The organism is Rhodococcus sp. 1R11, from assembly GCF_004563845.1.
Classification (GTDB): Bacteria; Actinomycetota; Actinomycetes; order Mycobacteriales; family Mycobacteriaceae; genus Rhodococcoides.
Window position 1 is genome coordinate 543084 of the sequence record NZ_SPNG01000001.1, and the last position, 24251, is coordinate 567334.

Sequence of the window (24251 nt, forward strand, 5' to 3'; positions counted from 1 at the left end):
GCGGACTGAGGAGCGGCCATGTCGACGGAATTCGCAGTACGAGACGGCGCACTGCCGCATCCGCCGTACCGCTTGCCGATACTGGGCGACGTCATCGGCGTCGACCCGCGCTCGCCGATCCAGGATTCGACGGCTCTGGCCGCCCGGCTCGGACCGATGTTCGAGCGCCACATCCTCGGCAAGCGCTTCGTCTTCGCCTCGGGTGCCGACGTGGTCGGCGATCTGTGCGACGAACGCCGCTTCGAGAAGTTCCTGCCGCCGGGCGTCGAGCGCCTCCGCGACATCGGTGCTGACGGCCTGTTCACCGCCTACAACCACGAGCCCAATTGGCAACGAGCCCACGATCTCCTGCGGCCGGCGTTCACCGCCGGAGCCATGCGGGGCTACCACGACATCATGGTGGACGTCGCAGACGACCTGATCCAACACTGGACCGAGCGTTCGCGCGACGCGTCGACGACCGATGTCTCCTCGGACATGACGAAGCTGACGCTCGAGACCATCGGGCGCACAGGATTCAGCTACAGCTTCGGCTCGTTCACCCGCGCCGAACCACACCCGTTCGTATCCGCGATGGTCGGCGCACTGACGTACAACCAACGGCGGGCGTTGCTGTCGATTCCGGCGTTCGCCGCGCCGTTGTTCGCTCGATCGGACCGCCGGTACGACCAGAACAAGAAATACCTGGCCGACGTGCTCACCGACGTCGTACGTACTCGTCGACAGTCCGACGGGCACTTCACCGACCTACTGCAGATCATGATGGACGCGGCACGCGAGGCCGACAACCCGAATGCGTTGAGCGAAGCCAACATCGGTTACCAGATCCTGACGTTCCTGATCGCCGGGCACGAGACCACCTCTGGCGCATTGTCTTTCGCACTGTACTTCCTGGCCACCCACCCGGAGGTCTTCGAACGTGCCCGGGCCGAGGTCGACGAGATCTGGGGCACCGGCAAACCGGAGTTCGGCCAGGTCCCCAAACTTCGGTACGTCCGCCGAGTCCTGGACGAATCACTGCGTCTGTGGCCGACGGTTCCCGCGTTCGGACGCGGCGCACGAGCCGACACCGTCATCGGCGACGGCTACCCCATGGCGGCAGGAGACTGGGCGATCGTGCTCGCGACGGCACTGCATCGAGATCCGGTGTGGGGTGATCGGCCGGAGAACTTCGACCCCGACAACTTTCTGCCCGCCCGCATCAAAGCTCGTCCGGCGCACGTGTACAAGCCCTTCGGGACCGGCGAAAGAGCATGCATCGGAAGGCAATTCGCCATCCATGAGGCAGTCCTGGTACTCGGTACCGTGCTGCAACGCTTCGATCTGCAGGCCGACCCGTCATATCGACTGAAGGTCACCGAACGGCTGACCATGATGCCCGAGGGCTTTCGGGTGCAGCCGACGGTGCGCACGTAGTCAATCCGGCAGCAACGGTACAGATATCCCCGGGTCTCGTCCGAGCAGTACTCCGCGCGTCAGCGACGTCGACCCGAACTTCTTGCGCACCCCGTCCAACGCACGGTCGAGAGCCGATGCCTCGGGTGGTCTGCGTACCGAGGGGGCGTCGAACTGCAGTTCCAGTTGCTCGGCTCCTCCCCTGTCGATACTCGAGACCGTCACCCCGACCAGAGTGATGCCCTTCTCCGCGATCAACGGAGCCGCATCGTGCAGAAGCGCGAGCGCAGCATCGAGGATGTCCCGGGTGTCGGCAGTGGCGCGATCGAGGGTGTGCGAACGGGTGGCACGAGTGAAATCGGCAAATCGCAAGCGCAACATCACCGTTCGGCCGGTTCGCTGCGCGCCGCGCATTCGGTGCGTGACGCGATCGACGAGGCCGATCAACGACGCCTCCACCTCGGCCGCGTCGTGCCGCCCGCGGCCAAGGGCCCGCTGGGCACCGATGGAACTGCGCGACTTCCCGGGCTGCACGCGGCGCGGATCTCGGCCCATGGCCAGTGCGTACAGGTGCGCTCCTGCGCCCTTTCCCAGCACGGAGGCCAGCGATCTCTCGCCGTAGGCCGCGATGTCTCCCACGGTCCTTATGTCGAGTACGTGCAGCTTCTCGGCGGTGACCTTGCCGACGCCCCACAGCCGTTCGATGTTCAGCGGGTGCAGAAACTCGAGTTCACCACCGGGTGGCACCAACAGCAGACCGTCGGGCTTGGCGAACGCACTGGCCACCTTCGCCAGGAATTTGGTGGTGGCAATCCCGACGGTGATCGGCAGCCCGACCTGTTCGGCGACGTCGCGTCGCAGTTGCTGCCCGATGTCGAGTGCGCTGCCCGCTATCTTGCGCAGGCCACCGACGTCGAGAAACGCCTCGTCGATGGAGATTCCCTCGACGAGCGGCGTCGTGTCGTGAAAAACGTCGAACACGTCCTTGCTCGCCTGGGAGTACGCCTCCATCCGCGGCGGCACCACGATCGCCTGCGGACACACGGCCCGCGCCTGCCCACCGCTCATTGCGGTACGCACCCCGAAGGCCTTGGCCTCGTAGCTGGCCGCGAGCACCACTCCCCCGCCGACGATCACCGGCTTTCCTCGCAGCCGCGGATCGTCTCGCTGCTCCACCGAGGCATAGAAGGAGTCGAGATCGGCGTGCATGATGCTCGCTTCCCCGCTCTTCGCCTCCCCGGTATTCGACTCCACGTTGTCATGCTCCCACGAGGTACCGACATCTCGTTTACCTGCAGTGAGCCCGAAAAGTACCCCGATAAAGTGACCCAGGTCACCTGATGTGCCATTGTTGAGTCGTCGGATCACGTGAACGGCTGGAGACAACTGTGACGGCCTGGTGGCGGTGGTACGGAGCGGTCGGCGTACTGGGCTGCATCGCCTACTTCGTGGTGCCCGACTCCGTCTGGTCGCACTCGATCTTCGTCGTGGTCGGGGCGTCCGCCGTCGCCGCCACGATCGTGGGAACCAGGCTGAACCGTCCGCGCAACCGAACCGCCTGGTGGAGCATCGCCGCGGGCACCGCGGTATGGGTGCTCGGCGACATCGTCTACGAGTGGCTTCACGCCGGCGGAGGCGTCGCGTCCTACCCGTCGCTCGCCGACGCGCTCTACCTCGTCGGCTACCCGATCTACGGTTTCGGACTGTTTCTGCTGGTGCGGCACAAGTGGAGGGCGAGCGAACGCGGCCACATCGCCAACAGCGCCATCGTGATGGTCGCATTCGCACTGCTCACCTGGGTTTTTGCGGTCCAACCGTCGCTGGACGGGGACGGCATCTCCGGAGTCGCCGGGCTGGTCGATGTCGCCTATCCCGCGATGGACATCTTTCTGCTCGGGTTGCTCGCCCACTTCGTCGGTTCGCGTCAATGGCGAGCACTGTCCTACCGACTGCTCACCGCGGCGGTGGTCCTGCTCGTCGTCACCGATACCGTCAACAACTTCTCCATCGTGTCCGACTCCTCGGCCGACCGATCGCTGCTCGACGCAGGATGGACGTTGTCCTACGTCCTCATCGGCGTCGCCGCACTCCACCCGTCGATGCGACGAATCACCAGCCCCACCATCGAATCCGACGCCCACCTGATGGCGTCGTTCACCACACCGTCCGTCGTCGTGCTGACCGCCGCCACGCTCACCGCCCCCGCCGTGATGGTCGTCGAAGTCGTGCGCGAGAAGCCGATCGCACAATGGGGATGGGCGGTCATGCTGTGCGCGGGCATTCTGGTGGTCCTGGTGATCCTGCGCATCACCGACCTGCTGCGACTGCTGCACACCCAGACCGTTCAGCTCCGTGCCGTCGCCGACACCGACCACCTCACCGGGCTGGCCAATCTGCGCGCCCTCGAACACCGGATCTACGGCAACGCCGGTGAATCGACATTGCTGACGGTCGACATCGACCGCTTCACCGAAATCAACGACACGTTCGGACGGGGCCTCGGAGATCAGGTGTTGGCCGCCGTCGCCACCCGTCTGCGCACGGTAGGCGACGACGCGATCCTGTTGGCACGCTTGGCCGGTGACGAATTCGCGCTGTGCGGTGAGTCGGATTCGATGGATCCCGAAGCCCTCGCCCGCGACATACTGGAACAATTCTCGACGCCGTTCGAGGTGGGCAACATGTCGTTGCTCATCGAAGCGAGCGTGGGGGTGGCGACGAACGCCCCGGCGCGCGTCGCCGAGGACGACGCCACACCCGACCGTCTGGTGCAGCGGGCCGACCTTGCCGTCCAGGCCGCGAAGACCGTGCAATCACGAGTCGCGTACTACGACCGATCCATGGACCGGGACAAGAGCGAGCAGTTGATCATGCTGGGTGAGCTCACCGCTGCCCTCACGTCGGATCAACTGAGACTGCGCTATCAGCCCCAGGTCGATCTGGCCTCGATGACCGTGGTGGGGGTAGAAGCTCTGCTGCGTTGGCACCACCCGAGCGGAGAAATCCTCTCTCCCAGCGCATTTCTGCCCACGGCCGAACGCACCGGACTCATCCGCCCACTGACCCGCTACGTCCTCGAGCAAGCCCTGGCGGAACGACAACGATGGGCGGCATCGGGCCTGCACTTGCGTATGGCCGTCAACATCTCCACCCGAAACCTGTTCGACGACAGCCTCATCTTCCAGGTTTCCCGAACCCTGTCCGAGTTCGATTGCCCTGCAGAGCAGTTGACCTTGGAGGTGACCGAGAGCTCGGCGATGACCGACCCCGCCGGTGCCACCGAGGTGCTGGCCGGTCTGCACGCCATGGGAGTGCAGGTCGCCATCGACGATTACGGCACGGGCTACAGTTCTCTGGCCTACATCGAGCGCCTCCCGGTCCAGGAGCTCAAGATCGATCGAACGTTCGTCAGCGGAATGTCGCACAATGCCGCGCACGCCGCCATCGTCCGCTCGACCATCGAGTTGGCGCGCACACTGGGACTGTCGGTGACCGCAGAGGGCGTCGAGGACGAAAGGACGGTATCGGTGTTGCGGGAGCTGCAATGCGGACGGGCGCAGGGCTTCCATCTGGGCCGCCCCACCCCCGGCGAGCACCTTCCCGCCCTCGTCGACGAACTGAACCGGAACATGAAAGTTGCTATCGGAGAATGGATATCATGACCGAAGCCACACACTCGGTATACGCGGCCATTCGATCTCGCCGCGACGTACGAGCCGAGTTCGACGGAACCGTCGTCGACGACGACACCTTGCGCCGCATCCTCGGCGCAGCGCATCAGGCACCGAGCGTCGGTAACACCCAGCCCTGGGATTTCGTGGTGGTCCGCAAACCCGACACGTTGAGCGCCTTCGCCGCACACGTCGCCGACTGCCGACAGGACTTCGCGGACAAGCTCGACCCCGAGCGCCGACAGACGTTCGATCCCATCCGCATCGAGGGGATCGAGACCAGCGGCACCGGAGTGGTCGTCACGTACGACCCGAACCGGGGCGGCCCGCACGTCCTCGGCCGCGACACCGTCGACGACACCGGACTGTTCTCGGCGGTGCTTGCCATCGAAAACCTCTGGCTCGCAGCGACAGCCGAGAACGTCGGGGTCGGCTGGGTGTCGTTCTACGACGAGACGTACCTCACCGAACTGCTCGACATCCCCGCCCCGGTGCGTCCGATCGCATGGTTGTGCGTAGGCCCGGTCGAGTCGTTCCAGGCGATACCGGATCTCGAGCGATTCGGCTGGCGCACGGGGCGCCCTCTGGACGATGCCCTGCACTTCGAGCAGTACCGCCGATCGTGAAAACCGCTCTCGCCGCGGCGACGGTCGTGTGTCTCCTGCTCGCGGGGTGCTCGTCTGCCCCTGACGAATCCCCCTCGCCGGCAACAACTCCGGCAACCACTCCGGCAGCCGAACCCGCCCAGGCACCCGATTCTGCCGATCCCGTCGGAACTGTCGTTCCGCTTCCCGGGGCTCCCGAGGGCATCGTCGTGGGGACGTCGGGCATCGCCGCCGCCGGGGTACGCGAGCCCGACGGCGTGGTGCTGTTCGACGCGGCGACGGGTGCCGTCCGGCAGATGGTCCCGACGACGGGCGCACCCCGACACCTGTCGCTGGCGGGTCCCGACGGCCCGGTCCTGGTCCCGCTCGAAGGCAGTGACGAACTACTCGAAGTGGCGCTGAACGACGGCGCGATCCTGTCCACGGCCACCGGTGTCGGGCGCCAGCCACACGATGCGGTGCTCACCTCCGGCGGAACGATCGTGGCCACCAACGAGATGGGCGGCGGAGTGATCTTCCTGCGCGCCGGTTCGGTCGTGTCGGAACTACCGCCGGGCCCGGTCCAGCCCGGTGGCGCTGCCGCTCTCGGCCCGTACGCCGCCGTCGCCGACGTGCAGGGCAACGGCGTGTGGGTCTACGACGGCGCGACCCAGCGGGAGGTGGCGCAGGCCCCGATCGGCGTCAAGCTGACCCATGCGGTGACGGTGAACGAGACCACGGCCGGGTTCGCCGATACCGACGGCGGCGCTGTTCTTCTCGCATCGGTCGACGCTGCGGGGAGCATTCGCCAGACCGCGTCGATCGAGGCCCCGGGAAATCCGTACGGACTTGCCGTCGACCGCGACCGGGCACTGCTGTTCGTGACGTTGACCGCGTCGAATCTGTTGCGCGTGGTCGACGTTTCGGACGTCTCCGCACCGCGAATCCTGGGCGACGTCCCGACGGTGACACAGGCCAACTCCGTTGCCGTGGACCCGCGCACCGGGGACGTGCTGGTGACGGGCAGCGACCCCGGCGCAACGAGTTCGATTCAGATCATCCCCCGCGCCGAGCTACCCGCGGGGTGAGTGATCACCAGCCGTAGGAGCCCGGGATGCCCTTGAACGGGCCGACCACGTCGTCGGTGATCCAGCCCTCGTAGAAACCGCCTTCTTGAGGCCGAACCGCTTCGCCGTCGATTTCGCAGTCGAGCCGGCTGGGTGAGAACGCAAGGTAGCCGGCGATCTCAGCGAATCGCGGTGTCGGGTTCTCGTAGCTCCACCCAGCGGCCGGCGCGACGGCATCTCCGCCGTGAACGTCCCAGTACGTCGCCGCGCCTTTCCATTCGCAATGCGTCGAGCGCGCCTCGGACGGCGTCAACGCGCCGGGAATCACGTCCGCGGGAGAGATGTACCAGGTGGGCGGATGGCTGGTTTCGAGCACTCGGTACGCGGCGGTGGTGCGCGCGACCACCTCGCCGCCGAGGCGGACGACCAGCGAACGGTTGGAGGACTCTAGCTTAGGTGGACGGGGGTAATCCCACACCGACTCCTGACCCGGCTTCGGCTTCTCGGGAACTACGGATCTCGGCAGATTCTGGCTCATCACTCGATGGTGCCACCGGATGTCACGGAGCGTCGACGGGATAGAGATCGTCCACCCGTTCCTCGTCGAGAATCCAGCGATCGACGTCGTCCAATGGTTCGACCGTGCGCACGGACGTGAACGGAATATCGCGCGCCGGCGCATCGACCCGAACATCCTCGATCAGCGTCTCCTGGGTTCGCGCGACCGAGGTGTCGCCGTCATGGTCGTCGATGCTCGCGGCGACGGGGGCCGTCAGCCTCCGGGCATCGACCGGAACGTCTGCGATGCTCGACTCGACGACATCGGGTTGCTCGGTTGTGCGGTGCTGTTGCGCCTCGGCCCTGCCGGTCTGTTCGACCGCATGGACCCGTTCGACTTCACGGGTCCGTTCGGGTTCGGGCAGTTCGGTGTTGCGCGGCAGTTCGGCCGGCACTCGGACGAGGATGCCGAGTCCGTGGGTCGCGGCCAACAGACTGACCGGGGCGACCGTCGCAATGGCCGCAGACAACGCCGGATGCAATGTTCCGGCGTCGGAAATGAAGGCGTGCATGGCATTTGCGCCGATACTGACCAGAGCTGCCGTGATCAACACGCCCCAGAAGAAGCGTCGCCCACTGCGTTGATCCTCGAATTGAGCGAGCGCGATGACGGAGATCGTGGCCTGCAGGATGGTGCCGTCGACGATCACGGGCCACAGCCACGACAGTGATCGCGGGACGCCCGCCATCGTGGCGAGATCCCACAGTGTGGCGAAACTGAGCACGAACGATGCGATTCCGATGACGGTGGTGATGACGACCGCACTGACGAGCGTCGCACGCAGGACCTTGTTCATGGGTCGTCATGAAACACGAGACCACCGACAGGTTCGGATCGAGCACACATGTTCGCGAATCTGCCCGCTTCGGGGCCCTACTTCCTGCTGCACTTTCTGCTGTGTCACGAGCCCATTCGGCTAGTCCAGCGACACGCGCTGAGCCCCGCCACGATACGTCCAGTTACCAATCGACCGAAGTGACGCTCGATTAAAACGAGACAATCCGCATCCAGTCTGCGCCTCCGTCGCAGCGACCGCGAAGCAGGCACTGCGGATGAGTGTGCGGTTTGCCACCGATAATGGTGAGATCAGTGGCTCGGAGCACCGCAGAGTCGAGAGTCATACATTTTTCAAGAGCTCGTTGATCTCCGAGACGCGTTCATCCAACGCATCGCCCTCACTCCGTACGCGAAGTAGGACGGCGGTCGTGTCTCTCAATGTCACTGAGAGAGTGAGGGCTTTTGATCACTTATTTGGATCGAGAGTGTGATCGGCAAGTTTCGCCGCCCCAGTGCCAGTGAAGTTCCCAACATTCGGTAGATGGCTATATTGCCGGGCTCGACAGTCCTCCGACTACGTTTCCGACCGCGCCACTCACGAGCCCTGTCAAGCCTCCTGCGGTTGCGTCTGAACAGGTTCAGCCGAGGCTGATTGCGCTCCCGCAATGGCCAGTGCGGGAACGGCAACCCCGATGAATACTCCCCCGATAGCTCGTCTGACCTGCATGTCTACTCCTCCAAAAACATGAGTTGTTTCGTGCTTCTGGACGCTTCGAACATAAAACGGCACATAAGTCCGAGACAAGGGTTTGAGCCAAAATAGTTCGCCAAGGTATCGAAGGTTTGAAACGTGAAGCACACCCCTTGCCGCTCAACTCCCGTTTCGGCTTCGACTCGAGCGGCGTTGTGCTCGACCTCGTCGAGGACCGAGAATGAAAGGCTGATCGGCGGGAAAGAGTGGAAAGGTCTCGCCAATGACTATGACCAGTGCCCCGTGGCGCCATCCCCAGCCCCAGCTGTCACGACTTCGCCTGGACGCAATTCCCGCGGAGATGCTGCATGCCTTGGCAACGGGACAGTCGATTCCCGCATCACACCACCGTGTTTCGCCCTATCTCGCCGGGGTCGAATGCCGCAGCCTGTGGCGGAGGAGAAGCAAGCAGATCATCGACATCCCCGGTGATACATCGTGGATCACGCGGCTGATGGTCGACCCGAACGTCGCCATGCCAGTCGGCGTGGCCGGCTTCCACGGAGCTCCCGACGAGACGGGGATGGTGGAGATCGGGTACCGAGTCGATCCTGAGTTTCGTCGACGAGGCCATGCCCGACGTTCGGTAGAAACCCTTCTCGCCGTTGCACGGCAACACCAGGACGTGCGTAGTGTTCGCGCCACCGTCAGCCCGAACAACACGCCCTCGCTGGCCCTCATCGAGAGCTTCGGGTTCATCGAAGTGGGTGAGCAATGGGATGACGAGGACGGCCTCGAGATCGTCTACGAAGTCTCTGCAGCACCGGTACAGCAGGATCAAGCGGTACGAACCGCCCCGCGGTAGAAGTCGGCGCGATCGTGTGCAGACATTCCGCCCCACACGCCGTACGGCTCGTTCGCTTCGAGTGCGTGCTGACGGCATTGCTCGAGCACCGGGCAGCGACCGCAGACCTGCTTGGCGGTTTTCTCCCGCGTGGCGCGGGCACGGCCTCGTTCCCCTTCGGGATGGAAGAACACGGACGAGTCGAGACCACGACACAGACCGTCGAGTTGCCAGTCCCATACATCTGCGTTGGGAACGGGAAGTTGGACCGGCCTGGCGGGTGCGCCTCGCACCATGAGCTGTCTCCTCACTGAAAAGTGAACAAGCTCACCTTCTCGCATTCGTCGTACTTTTACAAGTCCTTTCAGTCATTCGTAGTACTTAAAATCAAGCGCGCTTGCTTGGAATATGCACTTACCGGACACTCCGCCCCGGACCTCTGCCCTGTTTCGGCCCCCGGGTGTGGATCAATGTCCCATTGCCGCACTCTGACCGACTGAATCTCGCATTGATCCGATCCAGTGGGAAGCCAGTAGGGAGCCAGAGAACCGAGGCAGGCAGCGCTCAGTGGCTCTCCGACATTCCTGCGCGCTTCTCGAGTTCGACGAGGATGTGTTCGGCGATTTTGGTGGGCGGCGGGCCGATGTCGACGACGATGGCGTTCTCGTCGTCGCCGAGAGGTTCCAGGGTCGAGATCTGGGTGTCGAGCAGCGAGGACGGCATGAAATGGTCCATCCGCGCGTTGAGACGTCCGCTGATTCGGTCCTTGGTTCCGGCCAGGTGCACGAAGATCACCGGCGCGCCGTCCCTGGCCCCTGCGCTGAGTACGTCCCGATACGACCGTTTCAGTGCCGAGCACGTCACGATTCCCGATCGTCCTGTGCTGGTGTGGTCGGTGATCCATTCGGCGATGATGTCGAGCCACGGCCATCGGTCCTCGTCGGTCAGTGGCTGACCCGACGCCATCTTCGCGACGTTGGCGTCCGGGTGCAGGTCGTCGCCCTCTTGGAGATCCCATTTCAAGGCTCCGGCGAGGATGCCCGCCACGGTGGATTTGCCCGACCCGGATACCCCCATCACCACGAGAACCGGATGGTGCGCTCTGCCTGTCTTCTCTGCTGCCATGCCTCGATACTGCTCCATCCGGTGCACCGGGATCGGACAGACGCGAGAAACCGGGCAACCCGTGGGACGATCGATCGGACATGACCGAGACCAACGATTTTCGCCAACTCCACGATTCGGTGCTCGACGAGCTCGGGCGCGACATCGTGAGTGGCGCGATCCCGAGCGGCACCCGAATCTCGGCCGACGACGTCGCCGTGCGGTTCGCCGTGTCGCGAACCGTGGTGCGCGAAGTCGTTCGTGTTCTCGAGTCACTGGGCCTGCTCACCGTTCGGCGACGCGTCGGCATCACGGTCCTGGGTTCGCAGAACTGGAACTCCCTCGACCCGGTGGTCATCCGCTGGCAACTGGCCGGCCCTGCCCGCGCCGAGCAGCTTCTGCTGCTCAGCGAACTGCGCTCGGGTATCGAGCCTTTGGCAGCCAAACTCGCTGCCCACCGAGCCACCCCCGAGCACTGCGGGGCACTGACCGCGGCGGTTATCGGTATGTCGTCGACGTCGCGTTCCGCGGACTCGGAGGCCTACCTCGAACACGACTGCAACTTTCACCGCACGCTGCTGGAGGCGTCGGGCAATCCCATGTTGCGGTCGATGTCGGACATCGTCGTCGAGGTACTCGCCGGACGCACCCGCCATGCCTTGATGTCGCGGCAAGCAGACCCCGAGGCCATCCGGTTGCACGGAGTGGTCGCGTCCTCCATCCAATCCGGTGACGCCGACGCCGCCCAGCGAGCGATGTTGACCATCGTCACCAAGTCCGCGAGGTCGATGTCGGCTGCTTCCGGTGTGACGCCGTCGCCCGGTCTGGTTCCCGACCAGCAGTGATGCACCCAGCGCACAAAGCCAGGTACGCCGACACGAGGTTCATCGCCTAGATTCGACGCGTGACTGCTCTCGAATTGCCGCTCGAACTTCGCCGCGCACTCGTCGGAGTCGCTCGGACTCCGCGTTTGCTCGTCGCGTCCGATTACGACGGAACCATGGCTCCGATCGTCTCCGACCCGCAGAAGGCCTTTCCGCACCCCGAGTCCGTCAGCGCCATGCGCGGGCTCGCCTCCCTCGCCGGCACCAACGCTGCGGTCATCTCCGGCCGCGCCCTCCGCGATCTCGCGATTCTCTCGCGACTGCCCTCCGAGGTGCAGCTCGTGGGCAGCCACGGCAGCGAGTTCGACGCCGGGTTCGTCAACGCCATCGACGACGACGCCAAGAAGCTCCTCACCCTCATCACCGGCGAGCTCCAAGCCATCGCCGACGCCCATCCGGGCGTGAGTATCGAAACCAAGCCGGCCAGCGTCGCACTGCACGTGCGCAACGCCGAGACCGCTGCGGGCGAGGAAGCCCTCGCCGCCGTGCGTTCCGGTGCTGCCGCACGCGACGGCGTCCAGGTGACCGAGGGCAAGTCCGTCATCGAACTGGCTGTCATCGTCACCGACAAGGGCGTCGCCCTCGATATCCTCCGGCATCAAGAAGCCGCTACTGCCGCAGTCTTTTTCGGCGACGACGTCACCGACGAGAAGGCCTTCGGCCACCTGCACGGACCCGACATCGGAGTCAAGATCGGACCGGGCGACACCCTCGCCGAGTTCCGCATCGACAGCACCGAGCACGTGGCGCTGGCACTGGCGTTCCTGCTCGAGGAGCGTCGCCAGTGGCTCTCCGGAGCCGACGCCCCGCGCATCGAACGACTGACGATGTTGGCCAGCCCCAATGCCGTCGCGCTGCTCACTCCCGATGCGGATGTCACCTGGCTCTGTCACCCCGAGCCCGATTCGGCAGCGGTGTTCGCGCATCTGCTCGGCGGCGATCAGGCCGGTCACTTCAGCATCGGACCCGTCCGCGCATCACTTCCGCTGAGTCAGCAGTACGTGGACGGCACGATGACCGTCCAGACCAAATGGGCCAGCCTGCAGGTCACCGACTACCTCCCGCACGACATCGGCCAGGGCCAGACCGCGCTGACCCGCGTCATCACCGGCAAGGCACCCGCCATCGTCACGTTCGCGCCGCGTCCGGAATTCGGAAAAGCCTGGGCGTCGCTGGAACCCGACGTCGACGGCCTGCGCATCCTCGGCACTGCAGACCCGATGGTTCTGCGCAGCCCCGGAGTCACCTGGAACATCGTCTCCGACGGATCCCAGCAGTCGGCCCACGCCGAGGTCGATCCGTCGAACGGGCCGATCGTCCTCGAATTGCGGCTCGGCACAGACGATCTGGACGAGCACCCGTGGCCCGAGGTCGAACGCCGTCGAGCGTCGGAGTCGTATTGGAAGGACTGGGCCGACGGCCTGAATCTGCCGCCGCTCAAGCGCGATCTGATGAAGCGATCGGCCCTGACTCTGCGCGGCCTCGTGCACGCAGAATCCGGCTCGATCATGGCCGCCGCCACCACGTCGTTGCCCGAAGACATCGGTGGAGTGCGCAACTGGGACTACCGATACTGCTGGCTGCGCGATGCAGCACTGACCGCGACCGCACTGGTCGACGTCGGATCGACTGCCGAGGCCGAGAATTACCTGTCGTGGATCCATGGGGTACTCGAATCGGTGTCGGGACCCGAACGCCTGCACCCGCTCTACACCATCTGGGGCCTGGGCCTGCCACCCGAGGCCGTCATCGACGAGCTGCCCGGCTACGCGGGCTCACGTCCGGTACGCGTGGGAAACGCTGCCAACCAACAGGTTCAGCTCGACGTCTTCGGCCCCATTGTCGAATTGGTGTCCGCCCTCGCCCACGCACGTAAGGCCAAGGGCTCCGAAAACGGCCTCTCCGATGACGACTGGGAACTCGTCCGCGCGATGGTCGAAGCCGTCGAGCGACGCTGGTTCGAGCCCGATCACGGTATCTGGGAAATCCGAGACAATCCCCGCCATCACGTGTACTCCAAAGTAATGGGGTGGATCACGGTCGACCGTGCCCTCGGACTGGCCGAAACATTCGGTCGCACAGCCGAACCGCGCTGGAGCGAGCTTCGTGACACCATCCGAGAAGAAGTGCTCGCCAACGGCTGGAACGACGAAGTGCAGTCCTTCACCGCCGCTTACGACGGCACCGACCTCGACGCCGCGACATTGTTCATCGGGCTGTCCGGCCTGATCGATCCGGCAGATCCGCGCTTCGCCGCCACGGTCACCGCCACCGAAGCCGAACTACGCAGTGGGTCAACGGTCTACCGCTACCGCCACGACGACGGTCTGCCCGGCGGCGAGGGCGGATTCCACCTCTGCGCAGCGTGGCTCGTCGAGGCATACCTGCTGGTGGGCCAACGCGCCGAGGCCGAGGCTCTGTTCGCTCAACTGGTCAGCGCCGCCGGACCGACCGGACTGCTCAGTGAGGAATACGACCCGATTGCCGAACGCTCTCTCGGCAACCACCCCCAGGCCTACAGTCACCTGGGGCTGCTGCGCTGCGCGAGATTGCTCAGCGCTCAGCCCGTCTGACCTCCACCCCCGGTTCGCTCCTCCCCAGTTGGGATCAATGCGCCTTTGTTGCAGTCAGACTGACTGAAATCCACATTCATCCCGAACGGGGTTCCAACCGACACTGAATGAATGTGGATTTGTTGCACTCTGAGTGACTGAAACCCACATTGATCCCAAATGGGCCGCAAATCTGGGGTGAGCGGCCGAACGGGCGAGGGCAGCTGGTCAGGCGATTGCGGGCGGTTGAGCCGGCGGCGGTGCTGCGGTGCGGCCGCGGAAGAGTTCGGTCGGGAGGGTTTCGGCGGCAACGATGCCCGAGTGCGAGGACGAGAGCACCAGTTTGCCTGCGCGGCGGCCTTTTTCCTCGGCGTCCTGGCGCACGGTGGTCAGGTTCTCGCGAATGGCGTCGGAGATGCCGTCGAATCCGGTGACCGAGAGTTGGCTCGGCACATCGATTCCCGAGACTCTGGCGAAGTTGAGTGCACCGAGGGCGATGACGTCGGTGGTGCAGAGCAGTGCGGTGGTGTCGCGGTTGGCCTGTAGTGCCTGGGCTGCGGCGGAGTGGCCGGAGCGCACGGTGTGGTCGAATCGTTCGACGACGGTGAGGGTGTCGGGGTCGAGTCCGGCGTCGATCATGGCGGCCTGGACGCCGGCGATGCGTTCACGTTGGACGTGGAAGTGACTGTCGGCCAGCCGACCCGGGGGTACGACGCCATCGCGGCGGTCGCGTCCGAGCCGCATGCACAGCACTGCAAGATGTTCGTGCCCCAGTGAGATCAGATGTGCGGCAAGCATTTTCATGGCGACGCGGTCGTCGATTGCGACGAGGGCGGCCTCGGGGATGTTGCGGGGTTGGTCGCACACGACGATCGGTAGGTGTCGTTCGCGCACTGCGGCCAGGTAGGGGTCGTCGTCGGCGACGGAGTAGACGACGAACCCGTCGACTCCTGCTTGTTGGACGACGGCTGCGGCTTGGACGTCGTCGCGTTCGGCTCCGGCGGGGATGAGCAGCAGTCCTTGTCCTGCGGCCTCGCAGGATTCGGCGAGACCGGCGAGGAAGCTCATGGCGGCGGGGTCGCGGAAGGAGTAGCTGAGGGCTTCGGTGAGCAGGAGTCCGATTGCTCCGGCTTTGCGGGTGCGCAGCGATCGCGCGACCGGGTCGGGGCCTGCGTAACCGCGTCGTTTGGCTGCCTGGAGGACGCGTTCGCGCAGTTCGGGCGAGAGTTGATCGGGTCGGTTGTAGGCGTTCGAGACGGTGGTTCGCGATACTTTCAGCTCGGCCGCGATCGACGCCAACGTCGCCTGACGTCGTGGTTCGCTTGACCTGACCATGAACGGGACGTTAGTCCCACACCGCGCCGCAGTGAAAATCGAGGTCGGGCTCGTCCGATTCGATACCTCGCCCGCCTGAGCGCTAGAGTACAACGGTAACGGTTTCCATTAGCGTCAAACCCCGCCTTCAGGAGTACATCGATGTCGTCCTTCCACCGCCCGTCTCGGGTCAAGAGCTCGGCCCTCATCGGCCTGACCTGCGCTGCCGCGCTGGCACTGACCGCATGCAGCTCGAACGAGCCGACGAGCACCGAGTCCGCTCCGGCCAACCCCGTCGACGGTCCGATCACGATCGTCGCGTCCACGAACGTGTGGGGCAGCGTTGCCGAGGCCGTTGCGGGCAATCTGGCCACCGTCAAATCGATCATCGCCGACCCCTCGGCAGACCCACACTCCTACGAGGCCAGCCCCGGTGACGCCGCCGCGGTCGCAGAGGCGTCCTTGGTGGTCTACAACGGCGGCGGCTACGACCAGTTCATCGAGGACATCCTCGGCTCCGAGGGCAAAAATGTGCCGTCCGTCGATGCGTTCACGTTGCTCGACGCGGACCACGATCACGACTCCGAGACGACGTCCGAGGCAGCAACCGAGCCCGCGACCGAAGACGGCCACTCGCACGGTGACGTCAACGAACACGTGTGGTACAACGCCGAGGTCGCAGCCCACACCGCCGAGGAGATCGCCGACAAGCTCGGTCAGCTCGACCCGGACAACGCCGCGCAGTACACCGCCAACGCCGATGCGTTCCACGAGCAGATCCACGCGATCACCGACGTGACGGACCGGATCGCCGCCGAGTTCCCGAACGCACCGGTGGCCCAGACCGAACCGATCGCGCACTATCTCCTCGAGGAGTCCGATCTCGACGACCGCACTCCCGAGGACTTCAAGGATTCCATCGAGGAGGGCAACGACCCGTCGCCCGCATCGATCGCCGCGACCCGGGATCTGTTCACGTCCAAGTCCGTTCGCGCGCTGGTCTACAACACCCAGACCGAAGACGCTGTCACACAGGACATTCGCACCACCAGCGAGGCTGCGGGCATCCCCGTGGTCGAGGTCACCGAAACTCTGCCCGCCGGGATGACGTTCATCGAGTGGCAGACCAAGGCCGCGACGGACCTGCAGGCCGCGCTCAGCACCAACCCGTGAGCCGATCCGCCTCCCGATCGGTGGGCAGCTGATGGAAAGCTATAACGCATGCCTGCTGTAGAACTGCGCGATGCCGGACTGGCCTTCGGCGACCGCACCCTCTGGCAGAACCTGGATCTGTCGGTCGCGGCGGGCGAGTTCGTCGCCGTCCTCGGCCCCAACGGGTCGGGCAAGACGTCGTTGCTCAAGGTGCTGCTCGGTCAGAACCACCTCACGTCCGGCACCGCGTCGATCGGCGGCAGTCCCGTTCGCCGCGGCCAGTCGGGCGTGGGGTACGTCCCCCAGCAACGCAACATCGACGACGATCTGCCGCTGCGCGGACGCGATCTCGTCGGTCTGGGCTGGGACGGCCACAAATGGGGCATGGGACTGCGGGGCATGCGGCAGCGCAAGGAGACGGTGCAGCGCGCCATCGATCAGGTCGACGCCAATTCCTTCGCCGGCGCACCGGTCGGCTCGATGTCCGGTGGTGAACAGCAGCGACTGCGGATCGCCCAGGCACTCGTCGGCGATCCGTCGGTACTGCTGTGCGACGAGCCTCTGCTCAGCCTCGACCTCGCCAACCAATCTTTGGTCTCCGGCCTCATCGATCGCCGACGGCGGGAGCACGACACCGCTGTGCTGTTCGTGACGCACGAGATCAACCCGATCCTTCCGCTCGTCGACCGCGTCGTCTACATCGTCGACGGCCGGTTCCGGATCGGGACTCCCGAGGACGTCATGACCACCGAGGTGTTGTCCGAGCTGTACGGCACCGAGGTCGAGGTGTTGAAGGTTCGCGGCCGGCTGGTCGTCGTCGGAACCGGCGACTCGATCGATGCGCTCGGCTCCGCCGGTGCCCACCACCCACCCGTACCGCACGACGGAGAAGACAAGGCATGAACGAGAAGGTTCTCGATGCATTCTCGAAGATGCTCGACTTCGACACCACCGCCAACCTGCTGAGCTACGACTTCGTTCAGCAGGCGTTGATTGCCGCTGCCATTCTCGGCTTGCTCGCCGGCGCGCTCGGACCGCTCATCGTCAGCAGGCAGTGGGCGTTCGCGGTACACGGATCGAGTGAACTCTCCCTCACCGGTGCGTCCGCTGCACTGCTCGTCGGCATCACCGTCGGACTCGGGGCCATCGTCGGGTCCGTCGTCGCCGCGGTGATGTTCGCCCTGCTCGGCAACAAGGCCCGCGACCGAGACTCGGTCATCGGCGTCATCATGTCGTTCGGCCTCGGCCTGTCGGTGCTCTTCATCTGGCTGTACCCGGGCCGAACCGGCACCAGCTTCTCGTTGCTCATCGGCCAGATCGTCGGCGTCGGGCAGAGCGGAATCCAGCTGCTGCTGGTGTGCGCCGTTCTCGTGCTGATCGTGCTCACCGTGGTCTACCGGCCCCTGCTGTTCGCCAGCACCGACCCCGAGGTGGCCCTGGCCCGCGGCGTCCCGGTCCGCGCACTCTCGGTCGTGTTCGCTGTACTCGTCGGTGTTGCCTGTGCACTCGGCGTGCAGATCGTCGGTGCCCTGCTGGTGCTCTCGCTGCTCATCACGCCTGCCGCGGCCGCCGCGCGGGTCACGGCCAGCCCGCTCAAGGCGACGCTGCTGTCCATCCTGTTCGCCGAGATCGCCGCTGTCGGTGGCATCTTGCTTTCGCTCGCCCCTGGCCTCCCGGTCTCGACTTTCGTCACGACCATCTCGTTCGTCATCTACCTCGTGTGCCGCGGCATCGGGGCAACCCGTAAGGCCAATTCCGGTCGGCTCGTCGCCGCCTAGACTGTCCAAGGTGACGGCCATCGATCTCAACGCCGATCTCGGCGAAAGCTACGGTGCGTGGACTCTGGGCGACGACGACGCGATGCTCGCAGTGGTATCCAGTGCCAACGTCGCGTGCGGCTTTCACGCCGGTGATCCGACCACTCTGTTGCGCACGTGCCGCTCGGCTGCAAACGCAGGCGTGCGGATCGGTGCTCAGGTCGGCTATCAGGACCTCGCCGGATTCGGTCGACGCTTTCTCGACGTCGCCCCCGCAGACCTCACCGCCGACGTGATCTATCAGATCGGTGCACTCGACGGCCTTGCTCGAGTTGCCGGTTCGGCCGTCGCGTACGTCAAACCGCACGGGGCGCTGTACAACGCGATCGTCCATCACCGCGAGCAGGCGAAGGCCGTGGTCGACGCCGTTCTCGCCTACGACCCCACGCTGCCGGTGCTCGGCCTCCCCGGTTCGGTCTTCCTCGAAGAGGCCGAGCGGGCCGGACTGCGCACCGTCGCAGAGGCTTTCGCAGACCGCGCCTACACCCCGCAGGGAACACTGGTCTCGCGCTCGGAACCCGATGCCGTGCTGTCGGATCCCCACGCGGTGGCACAGCGAGTGCTGACCATGGTCACCGACGGCACCGCCGTGGCCGTGGACGGCTCGACCATCGACGTCCGGGCCGAGTCGATCTGCCTGCACGGCGACTCCCCCGGCGCAGTCGCGATGGCCACCGCCGTCTCGGAGCTGCTGCGCTCCAACCACATCGACATCACTGCCTTCGTCTGATGCGTATTCTCCCGGCCGGCGACAATGCCACACTCGTCGAATTCGACGGGCTGGACGAGACGATGGCGTATTACCGTGCGCTGGCTCAGGACCCACCGGCTGCCGTCGTCGACCTCGTTCCCGCCGCGCGCACCGTGCTGGTGACGTTCGACGGGGCACCGGCACCGATACTCGAGTGGGTCGCGGCGTTGGAACCCGCTGTCGACGACCCCACTGACGCATCCGAGGCGGTCACGATTCCCGTCTCCTACGACGGCGCGGACCTCGACGACGTCGCCCGCCTGAAGGGGCTGTCCGTCGCCGAAGTGGTTGCAGCTCATACGGAACAGACCTGGACGGTCGCATTCGGCGGCTTCGCTCCCGGGTTCGGCTACCTCGTCGGCACCGACACCCGACTGCACGTGCCGCGGCGTGACTCACCGCGCACCAGCGTCCCGGCAGGTGCAGTGGGTCTGGCGGGTGAGTTCTCCGGCATCTACCCGCGATCCTCCCCTGGCGGCTGGCAGCTCATCGGGCGCACGGACGCGCAATTGTGGAACCTCGACCGCGATCCACCCGCACTGCTGAGCCCCGGCACCACCGTCCGATTCGAGCAAGCATGAGGGCCCTGACCGTGCTGCAGACAGGTCCGCTGTGCACCGTCCAGGATCGTGGACGACGTGGCCACGCGGCAGTGGGCGTCGGACGGTCCGGTGCAGCGGATCTCCGTTCACACGATGCGGCAAACCGTCTGGTGGGCAACGACGCCGGTGCCGCCACCCTGGAAGTGACGTTCGGTGGCCTCCAGGTCCGAGCCGAGTTCGACGCGGTCATGGCCGTCACCGGCGCACACGTGATCTGCCGCGTCGACGGCACCGTGCAGGGACTGCATTCGACGCTCGTGGTCCGAGCCGGGCAGGAGTTGACCCTGTCGCCGCCCTCCTCGGGTCTGCGCAGCTACCTCGCCGTCCGGGGAGGCATCGACGTCCCGTCGGTTCTCGGCAGCAGATCGACGGACACGATGTCGGGCCTCGGGCCCGCTCGACTCTCCCCCGGGACGGCGCTCCCGGTCGGCGACGCCACAGACCATTGGCCTGCAACGGATTTCGTAGTACCGACCCCGCTCGAGCAGACACTGCACATCACGTTCGGCCCACGCGAGGACTGGTTCACCGAGCACGCCCGATCGATTCTGATTCAGCAGCCCTGGAGGGTCACGCAGGATTCGGATCGCGTCGGCATCAGGCTCGACGGCGCGGAGCCCTTGACCCGCGCGGTCGACGACGAATTGCCCAGCGAGGGAATGGTTCTCGGGGCACTACAGGTGCCACCATCAGGACAGCCGGTGTTGTTTCTCGCCGACCATCCCGTCACGGGCGGCTATCCGGTGATCGCCGTCGTCACCGCGAACGATGTGTCCGCCGCCGCGCAACTGACCCCCGGAACGCAGATCCAGTTCCGCACTGTCGGCTGACCCCGGCCCTGCACAACCTCACACCCTCCTTCTCGACCTCACACGCCCATTCGAGTCATGACAGGGGTGTGAGGTTCGCACAAAGGGTGTGGGGTTCAGCCTCGACGCTGACGAGCGATGTCGGCCAGCACGACGCCCGCCGCGACGGAGGCGTTGAGCGACTCGACCGGCCCGGCCATCGGAATCGACAGGATGTGGTCGCAGGTCTCGCTGACCAGACGCGAGAGGCCCTTGCCCTCGGATCCGACGACGATGACGACCGGCCCCTTACCGTCGAAGGTGTCGAGTTCGGTGTCGCCGCCTGCGTCGAGGCCGACGACGGTGACGCCCTTGGACTGCCAATCCTTCAGTGTGCGAGTCAGATTCACTGCTCGCGCGATGGGTAGGCGAGCTGCGGCACCGGCACTGGTGCGCCACGCCACGGCCGACACGCTGGCGCTGCGACGCTGCGGAATCACGACGCCGTGGCCACCGAACGCGGCCACCGAACGCACGACAGCGCCGAGGTTGCGCGGGTCGGTGATGTTGTCGAGCGCCACGAGCAGCGCGGGTTCCTGGTGCGTGCGCGCGTTCGAGATCAGATCGTCGGGGTGCGCGTAGCGGTACGGCGGCACCTGCAGGGCGAGGCCCTGGTGCAGTCCGTTGGCGCTGAGCTTGTCCAGATCCGATCGGGGAACTTCGAGGATGGAGATCCGTGCGTCGCCTGCGCGTTGCACGGCTTCCTTGAGTCGATCGTCACTGTCGGTACCGACGGCAACCCACAGGGCCGTAGCGGGTACACCTGCACGCAGGCATTCGACGACCGGGTTGCGACCGAGTACCACCTCGGGACCGTCTTCGGCCTTGCGCCCGGCCGGACGTCCACCCGCGCGTCCTCCGGTGGTAGCGCCGCGGTTCTGCGCGGACTTCTCGGCGAGCTTCGCCCGACGCGCTGCGGGATGCTTGGTGCGCTCGGAGGCGGGGGGTGTTGCGCCGCGGCCCTCGAGGCCCTTACGACGCTTGCCTCCGGATCCGGCGACCTGCCCCTTCTTGGTGCCGTCCTTGCGGATTGCGCCGCGCCTACTCGAATTGCCTGCCATCACAAACCTGCTTCGTCGGTCTTGCTCGTACCCAGCGACCATTCGGGCCCGTTGGGTGTATCTGTCACATCGACTCCGGCCTGCGCCAGTCGATCGCGTATCTCGTCGGCGACGGCCCAGTCCTTGGTCGCCTTCGCCGTTGCTCGACGCTCCAGCTCGGCCTCGACGAGAACGCCGAGTGCACCGAGAGCTGCTGCATCCGAACCACTGTCGCTCGACCAGTGCGGATCGAGGGGGTCGACACCGAGGATGTCGAGCATCGCCCGCACACTGCTCGCATGCTCCACGGCTGTTGCCAGGTCACCGGACTCGAGGGCGGTGTTGCCGAGGGTGACGGTGGCGTGAATCTCGGCCAACGCTTTGGGAACTCCCAGATCGTCGTCGAGAGCCGCGGCAAACCCTGCGGTCCACTTGCCCATCGGAACGTCACCGGCGCGTTCGACGGCTCGCCGCACGAATCCCTCGATTCCTCGGTACGTCACCGCCGCGGTCTCGAGCGCAGTGTCGGAGTACTCGAGCATCGAGCGATAGTGCGCGCCGCCGAGGTAGAACCGAAGTTCTTGCGGCCGAACCTTTTTGAGCACATTGGGTACCGAGAGAACGTTGCCGAGAGACTTGGACATCTTCTCGCCGCCCATCGTCACCCAGCCGTTGTGCAACCAGTAGCGCGAGAAGCCGTCGCCGGCGGCCATGGATTGCGCCCGCTCGTTCTCGTGATGCGGAAACACCAGATCGAGTCCGCCACAATGGATGTCGAAATCCGCGCCGAGGTATGTCTCCGCCATCGCAGAGCACTCGAGATGCCAGCCGGGGCGGCCTGGGCCCCACGGCGTCGGCCACGAGGGCTCGCCGGGCTTGGCACCCTTCCACAGCGTGAAGTCGCGAGGATCGCGCTTGCCCTCGGCAACGCTCTCGCCCTGGTGTACGTCGTCGAGCTTGTGACCGGACAACGCGCCGTAACTCGGGAAACTCTGTACGTCGAAGTACACGTCTCCGCACGAATCGGCATACGCGTGCCCACGTTCGATCAGCCGCTCGATCATCTGGACCATCTGAGTGATGTGGCCGGTCGCACGCGGTTCGGCGGACGGCGGCAGCACACCGAGTCGGTCGTAGGCCCAGGTGAACGAACGCTCGTAGGTTGCCGCCCACTCCCACCACGGACGACCGGCGTCGCGCGCCTTGTTCAGGATCTTGTCGTCGATGTCGGTCACGTTGCGAACGAAAGCGACGTCGTAGTCGTGTGCCAACAGCCAGCGGCGCAGGACGTCGAACGCCACTCCGCTGCGTACGTGGCCGATGTGGGGCTCACCCTGCACCGTCGCGCCACACAGGTACACCGATACATGGCCAGGGACCAAGGGGGTGAATTCCCGCAGGGCCCTCGTCTCGGTGTCGTGTAGGTGAAGGGTCACGACCAGCAATGCTACCGGTGGTTTTACCTCGTCATGACAAGTGCGGTCGCGACGGCCGCGATTCCTTCGCCCCGACCGGTCAGCCCGAGCCCATCGGTAGTGGTCGCGGACACCGACACCGGCGCACCGAGCACACCCGAGAGAACGTCCTGCGCCTCGACGCGGCGCGGTCCGATCTTGGGCCGATTACCGATGATCTGCACCGCAGCGTTGCCGACCGCAAAACCGTCTGCGTCGAGCAACCGTCGTACCTCGGTCAGCATCGCGGCTCCACTGACTCCGTCCCACTCCGGACGCCCGGTGCCGAAGACCGACCCCAGATCGCCCAGGCCCGCAGCGGACAGCAGGGCATCACACAGCGCGTGGGCGGCGACGTCGCCGTCCGAGTGACCCTCGAGCCCGTCCGCGTCCTCGAAGAGCAATCCGGCCAGCCAGCAGGGCCGACCGGGAGCAATGGGATGGACGTCGGTGCCGATGCCGACTCTCATAGGAGCGCCTCTGCCAGTAGTAGATCGTGCGGGGTGGTGATCTTGAATGCGAGCGCGTCGCCCACGATGGTGTGCACTGTCTCGCCGATGCGCTCGACCAGTCCCGCATCGTCGGTGGAGATGTCGGATGTCGCGTCGTAGGCGCGACGCAGGACGTCGGCGTCGAAGCCCTGCGGGGTCTGTACCGCACGCAGACTCGCGCGATCGGGCGTGCCCACCACAGCGCCCATGAGATCGACTTCCTTGACGGTGTCGACGACGGGCAGCACCGGGATGACAGCCGAACGTCCGGCTCGGACCTCGGCGACGACGCGAGCGATCAACGCGGGCGGGGTGAGAGCGCGGGCGGCGTCGTGGACGAGCACGACGGAGGCATCTCCGACGACGGCGAGACCGGCTCGAACCGAATCGGTGCGCTCGCGGCCGCCTGCCACGACGGTGACGTCGTCGCCGACGAGCCCGCGGGCCGCGTCGAGCAGATCGACGGGCACGATGACGACGATGCGGTCGACGGCACCCGAGGCACGCAGTCCGTCCACGGACCGCGTCAGAAGAGAGTCGGCACCCAGACAGACGAAAGCCTTCGGCTCGTCGTGTCCGAGCCGAAGGCCTTTACCTGCTGCGGGTACCAGGGCGACAACGTCGCCGGCGGTACCGTTCACTCTACGAAGCTGT

At 65.7% G+C, this 24251-nt stretch carries 23 protein-coding genes; 13 read left to right on the forward strand and 10 right to left on the reverse strand.

Features of this window, described 5'->3' with window-relative positions; all coding sequences use genetic code 11:
- Nucleotides 1-18: 18 nt before the first annotated feature.
- Nucleotides 19-1416 (forward strand): cytochrome P450, encoded by a 1398-nt coding sequence (locus tag E4P29_RS02730; protein ID WP_135041646.1) that lies wholly within the window; start codon nucleotides 19-21, stop codon nucleotides 1414-1416.
- On the opposite strand, the gene dinB is transcribed toward E4P29_RS02730, so the two are convergent.
- The gene (gene dinB / locus E4P29_RS02735; protein ID WP_280634516.1) at nucleotides 1417-2649 is read right to left on the reverse strand and encodes a DNA polymerase IV; all 1233 of its coding nucleotides are present in this window, start codon (nucleotides 2647-2649) and stop codon (nucleotides 1417-1419) included. It abuts the gene before it with no gap.
- Between the two features lie 134 nt (nucleotides 2650-2783).
- Between dinB and E4P29_RS02740 the strand changes: the two genes are divergently transcribed.
- The 3 genes from E4P29_RS02740 to E4P29_RS02750 are packed head-to-tail and all read left to right on the forward strand — an operon-like array spanning nucleotide 2784 to nucleotide 6738.
- Entirely contained in the window at nucleotides 2784-5057 is a 2274-nt protein-coding gene (locus E4P29_RS02740; protein ID WP_135041648.1) for a bifunctional diguanylate cyclase/phosphodiesterase, read from the forward strand.
- On the forward strand, nucleotides 5054-5692 hold the full coding sequence (gene bluB, locus E4P29_RS02745; protein WP_135041650.1) for a 5,6-dimethylbenzimidazole synthase: 639 nt from the start codon (nucleotides 5054-5056) through the stop codon (nucleotides 5690-5692). The genes E4P29_RS02740 and bluB overlap by 4 nt, the downstream gene beginning before the upstream one ends.
- Nucleotides 5689-6738 carry a hypothetical protein gene (locus E4P29_RS02750; protein WP_135041652.1) on the forward strand — a complete coding sequence of 350 codons (1050 nt, stop codon included), beginning with the start codon at nucleotides 5689-5691 and terminating at the stop codon, nucleotides 6736-6738. Before bluB ends, E4P29_RS02750 begins: the two co-directional genes overlap by 4 nt.
- A gap of 4 nt (nucleotides 6739-6742) precedes the next feature.
- On the opposite strand, the gene E4P29_RS02755 is transcribed toward E4P29_RS02750, so the two are convergent.
- Together E4P29_RS02755 and E4P29_RS02760 are read right to left on the reverse strand one after the other, a co-directional pair.
- Nucleotides 6743-7255 carry a DUF427 domain-containing protein gene (locus tag E4P29_RS02755; RefSeq protein WP_135041654.1) on the reverse strand — a complete coding sequence of 171 codons (513 nt, stop codon included), beginning with the start codon at nucleotides 7253-7255 and terminating at the stop codon, nucleotides 6743-6745.
- Nucleotides 7256-7277: 22 nt separating this feature from the next.
- Nucleotides 7278-8072: a DUF2637 domain-containing protein gene (locus E4P29_RS02760; RefSeq protein ID WP_135041656.1), complete on the reverse strand. Its 795-nt coding sequence runs from the start codon at nucleotides 8070-8072 to the stop codon at nucleotides 7278-7280.
- Between the two features lie 955 nt (nucleotides 8073-9027).
- On the opposite strand from E4P29_RS02760, the gene E4P29_RS02765 reads away from it, so the two are divergent.
- Nucleotides 9028-9609, forward strand: coding sequence for a GNAT family protein (locus E4P29_RS02765; protein ID WP_135041658.1), 582 nt, complete (start codon nucleotides 9028-9030; stop codon nucleotides 9607-9609).
- Here the strand turns inward: E4P29_RS02765 and E4P29_RS02770 are convergent.
- Complete coding sequence (locus tag E4P29_RS02770) at nucleotides 9582-9884, reverse strand: WhiB family transcriptional regulator (RefSeq protein WP_032364923.1); 303 nt, start codon at nucleotides 9882-9884, stop codon at nucleotides 9582-9584. The two genes, E4P29_RS02765 and E4P29_RS02770, sit on opposite strands and share 28 nt — an antisense overlap.
- Before the next feature lie 268 nt (nucleotides 9885-10152).
- Nucleotides 10153-10713 carry a gluconokinase gene (locus tag E4P29_RS02775; protein ID WP_135041660.1) on the reverse strand — a complete coding sequence of 187 codons (561 nt, stop codon included), beginning with the start codon at nucleotides 10711-10713 and terminating at the stop codon, nucleotides 10153-10155.
- 80 nt (nucleotides 10714-10793) lie between these two features.
- On the opposite strand from E4P29_RS02775, the gene E4P29_RS02780 reads away from it, so the two are divergent.
- Together E4P29_RS02780 and otsB are read left to right on the forward strand one after the other, a co-directional pair.
- A complete protein-coding gene (locus tag E4P29_RS02780; RefSeq protein ID WP_135041662.1) occupies nucleotides 10794-11537 on the forward strand; it encodes an FCD domain-containing protein in 744 nt (247 codons plus the stop codon).
- A gap of 59 nt (nucleotides 11538-11596) precedes the next feature.
- Entirely contained in the window at nucleotides 11597-14149 is a 2553-nt protein-coding gene (gene otsB, locus E4P29_RS02785) for a trehalose-phosphatase (RefSeq protein ID WP_135041665.1), read from the forward strand.
- Nucleotides 14150-14356: 207 nt separating this feature from the next.
- On the opposite strand, the gene E4P29_RS02790 is transcribed toward otsB, so the two are convergent.
- Nucleotides 14357-15463 carry a LacI family DNA-binding transcriptional regulator gene (locus E4P29_RS02790; RefSeq protein WP_135041667.1) on the reverse strand — a complete coding sequence of 369 codons (1107 nt, stop codon included), beginning with the start codon at nucleotides 15461-15463 and terminating at the stop codon, nucleotides 14357-14359.
- A 141-nt stretch (nucleotides 15464-15604) separates the two neighbouring features.
- On the opposite strand from E4P29_RS02790, the gene E4P29_RS02795 reads away from it, so the two are divergent.
- From E4P29_RS02795 to E4P29_RS02820, 6 genes are read left to right on the forward strand one after another with little or no spacing between them, the layout of a single operon-like run.
- A complete protein-coding gene (locus E4P29_RS02795) occupies nucleotides 15605-16615 on the forward strand; it encodes a zinc ABC transporter substrate-binding protein (protein WP_135041669.1) in 1011 nt (336 codons plus the stop codon).
- Nucleotides 16616-16663: 48 nt separating this feature from the next.
- Entirely contained in the window at nucleotides 16664-17497 is an 834-nt protein-coding gene (locus E4P29_RS02800; protein WP_027494335.1) for a metal ABC transporter ATP-binding protein, read from the forward strand.
- Complete coding sequence (locus E4P29_RS02805) at nucleotides 17494-18372, forward strand: metal ABC transporter permease (protein ID WP_032364918.1); 879 nt, start codon at nucleotides 17494-17496, stop codon at nucleotides 18370-18372. The genes E4P29_RS02800 and E4P29_RS02805 overlap by 4 nt, the downstream gene beginning before the upstream one ends.
- Before the next feature lie 10 nt (nucleotides 18373-18382).
- Complete coding sequence (locus E4P29_RS02810; protein WP_135041671.1) at nucleotides 18383-19141, forward strand: 5-oxoprolinase subunit PxpA; 759 nt, start codon at nucleotides 18383-18385, stop codon at nucleotides 19139-19141.
- A complete protein-coding gene (locus E4P29_RS02815) occupies nucleotides 19141-19743 on the forward strand; it encodes an allophanate hydrolase subunit 1 (protein ID WP_135041673.1) in 603 nt (200 codons plus the stop codon). The genes E4P29_RS02810 and E4P29_RS02815 overlap by 1 nt, the downstream gene beginning before the upstream one ends.
- Nucleotides 19740-20594: a biotin-dependent carboxyltransferase family protein gene (locus E4P29_RS02820; protein ID WP_135041675.1), complete on the forward strand. Its 855-nt coding sequence runs from the start codon at nucleotides 19740-19742 to the stop codon at nucleotides 20592-20594. The genes E4P29_RS02815 and E4P29_RS02820 overlap by 4 nt, the downstream gene beginning before the upstream one ends.
- A gap of 95 nt (nucleotides 20595-20689) precedes the next feature.
- Here the strand turns inward: E4P29_RS02820 and rlmB are convergent, their stop codons facing one another.
- From rlmB to ispD, 4 genes are read right to left on the reverse strand one after another with little or no spacing between them, the layout of a single operon-like run.
- Complete coding sequence (gene rlmB / locus E4P29_RS02825) at nucleotides 20690-21673, reverse strand: 23S rRNA (guanosine(2251)-2'-O)-methyltransferase RlmB (protein ID WP_037195058.1); 984 nt, start codon at nucleotides 21671-21673, stop codon at nucleotides 20690-20692.
- Nucleotides 21673-23088 carry a cysteine--tRNA ligase gene (gene cysS, locus E4P29_RS02830; protein ID WP_135041677.1) on the reverse strand — a complete coding sequence of 472 codons (1416 nt, stop codon included), beginning with the start codon at nucleotides 23086-23088 and terminating at the stop codon, nucleotides 21673-21675. Before cysS ends, rlmB begins: the two co-directional genes overlap by 1 nt.
- A 23-nt stretch (nucleotides 23089-23111) precedes the next feature.
- Nucleotides 23112-23576 (reverse strand): 2-C-methyl-D-erythritol 2,4-cyclodiphosphate synthase, encoded by a 465-nt coding sequence (ispF, locus tag E4P29_RS02835; protein WP_027494342.1) that lies wholly within the window; start codon nucleotides 23574-23576, stop codon nucleotides 23112-23114.
- Nucleotides 23573-24238, reverse strand: a complete 666-nt coding sequence (ispD, locus tag E4P29_RS02840) for a 2-C-methyl-D-erythritol 4-phosphate cytidylyltransferase (RefSeq protein ID WP_135041679.1) — start codon at nucleotides 24236-24238, stop codon at nucleotides 23573-23575. Before ispD ends, ispF begins: the two co-directional genes overlap by 4 nt.
- Between the last annotated feature and the right edge of the window lie 13 nt (nucleotides 24239-24251).

Coding starts and splice junctions, on each gene's coding strand:
- E4P29_RS02805 (WP_032364918.1), top strand. CDS start 17,494: ATGAACGAGAAGGTTCTCGATGCATTCTCGAAGATGCTCGACTTCGAC.
- E4P29_RS02755 (WP_135041654.1), bottom strand. CDS start 7,255: ATGAGCCAGAATCTGCCGAGATCCGTAGTTCCCGAGAAGCCGAAGCCG.
- E4P29_RS02770 (WP_032364923.1), bottom strand. CDS start 9,884: ATGGTGCGAGGCGCACCCGCCAGGCCGGTCCAACTTCCCGTTCCCAAC.
- E4P29_RS02765 (WP_135041658.1), top strand. CDS start 9,028: ATGACTATGACCAGTGCCCCGTGGCGCCATCCCCAGCCCCAGCTGTCA.
- E4P29_RS02790 (WP_135041667.1), bottom strand. CDS start 15,463: ATGGTCAGGTCAAGCGAACCACGACGTCAGGCGACGTTGGCGTCGATC.
- rlmB (WP_037195058.1), bottom strand. CDS start 21,673: ATGGCAGGCAATTCGAGTAGGCGCGGCGCAATCCGCAAGGACGGCACC.
- E4P29_RS02815 (WP_135041673.1), top strand. CDS start 19,141: ATGCGTATTCTCCCGGCCGGCGACAATGCCACACTCGTCGAATTCGAC.
- E4P29_RS02795 (WP_135041669.1), top strand. CDS start 15,605: ATGTCGTCCTTCCACCGCCCGTCTCGGGTCAAGAGCTCGGCCCTCATC.
- E4P29_RS02775 (WP_135041660.1), bottom strand. CDS start 10,713: ATGGCAGCAGAGAAGACAGGCAGAGCGCACCATCCGGTTCTCGTGGTG.
- ispF (WP_027494342.1), bottom strand. CDS start 23,576: ATGAGAGTCGGCATCGGCACCGACGTCCATCCCATTGCTCCCGGTCGG.
- bluB (WP_135041650.1), top strand. CDS start 5,054: ATGACCGAAGCCACACACTCGGTATACGCGGCCATTCGATCTCGCCGC.
- E4P29_RS02780 (WP_135041662.1), top strand. CDS start 10,794: ATGACCGAGACCAACGATTTTCGCCAACTCCACGATTCGGTGCTCGAC.
- E4P29_RS02760 (WP_135041656.1), bottom strand. CDS start 8,072: ATGAACAAGGTCCTGCGTGCGACGCTCGTCAGTGCGGTCGTCATCACC.
- E4P29_RS02730 (WP_135041646.1), top strand. CDS start 19: ATGTCGACGGAATTCGCAGTACGAGACGGCGCACTGCCGCATCCGCCG.
- E4P29_RS02800 (WP_027494335.1), top strand. CDS start 16,664: ATGCCTGCTGTAGAACTGCGCGATGCCGGACTGGCCTTCGGCGACCGC.
- E4P29_RS02820 (WP_135041675.1), top strand. CDS start 19,740: ATGAGGGCCCTGACCGTGCTGCAGACAGGTCCGCTGTGCACCGTCCAG.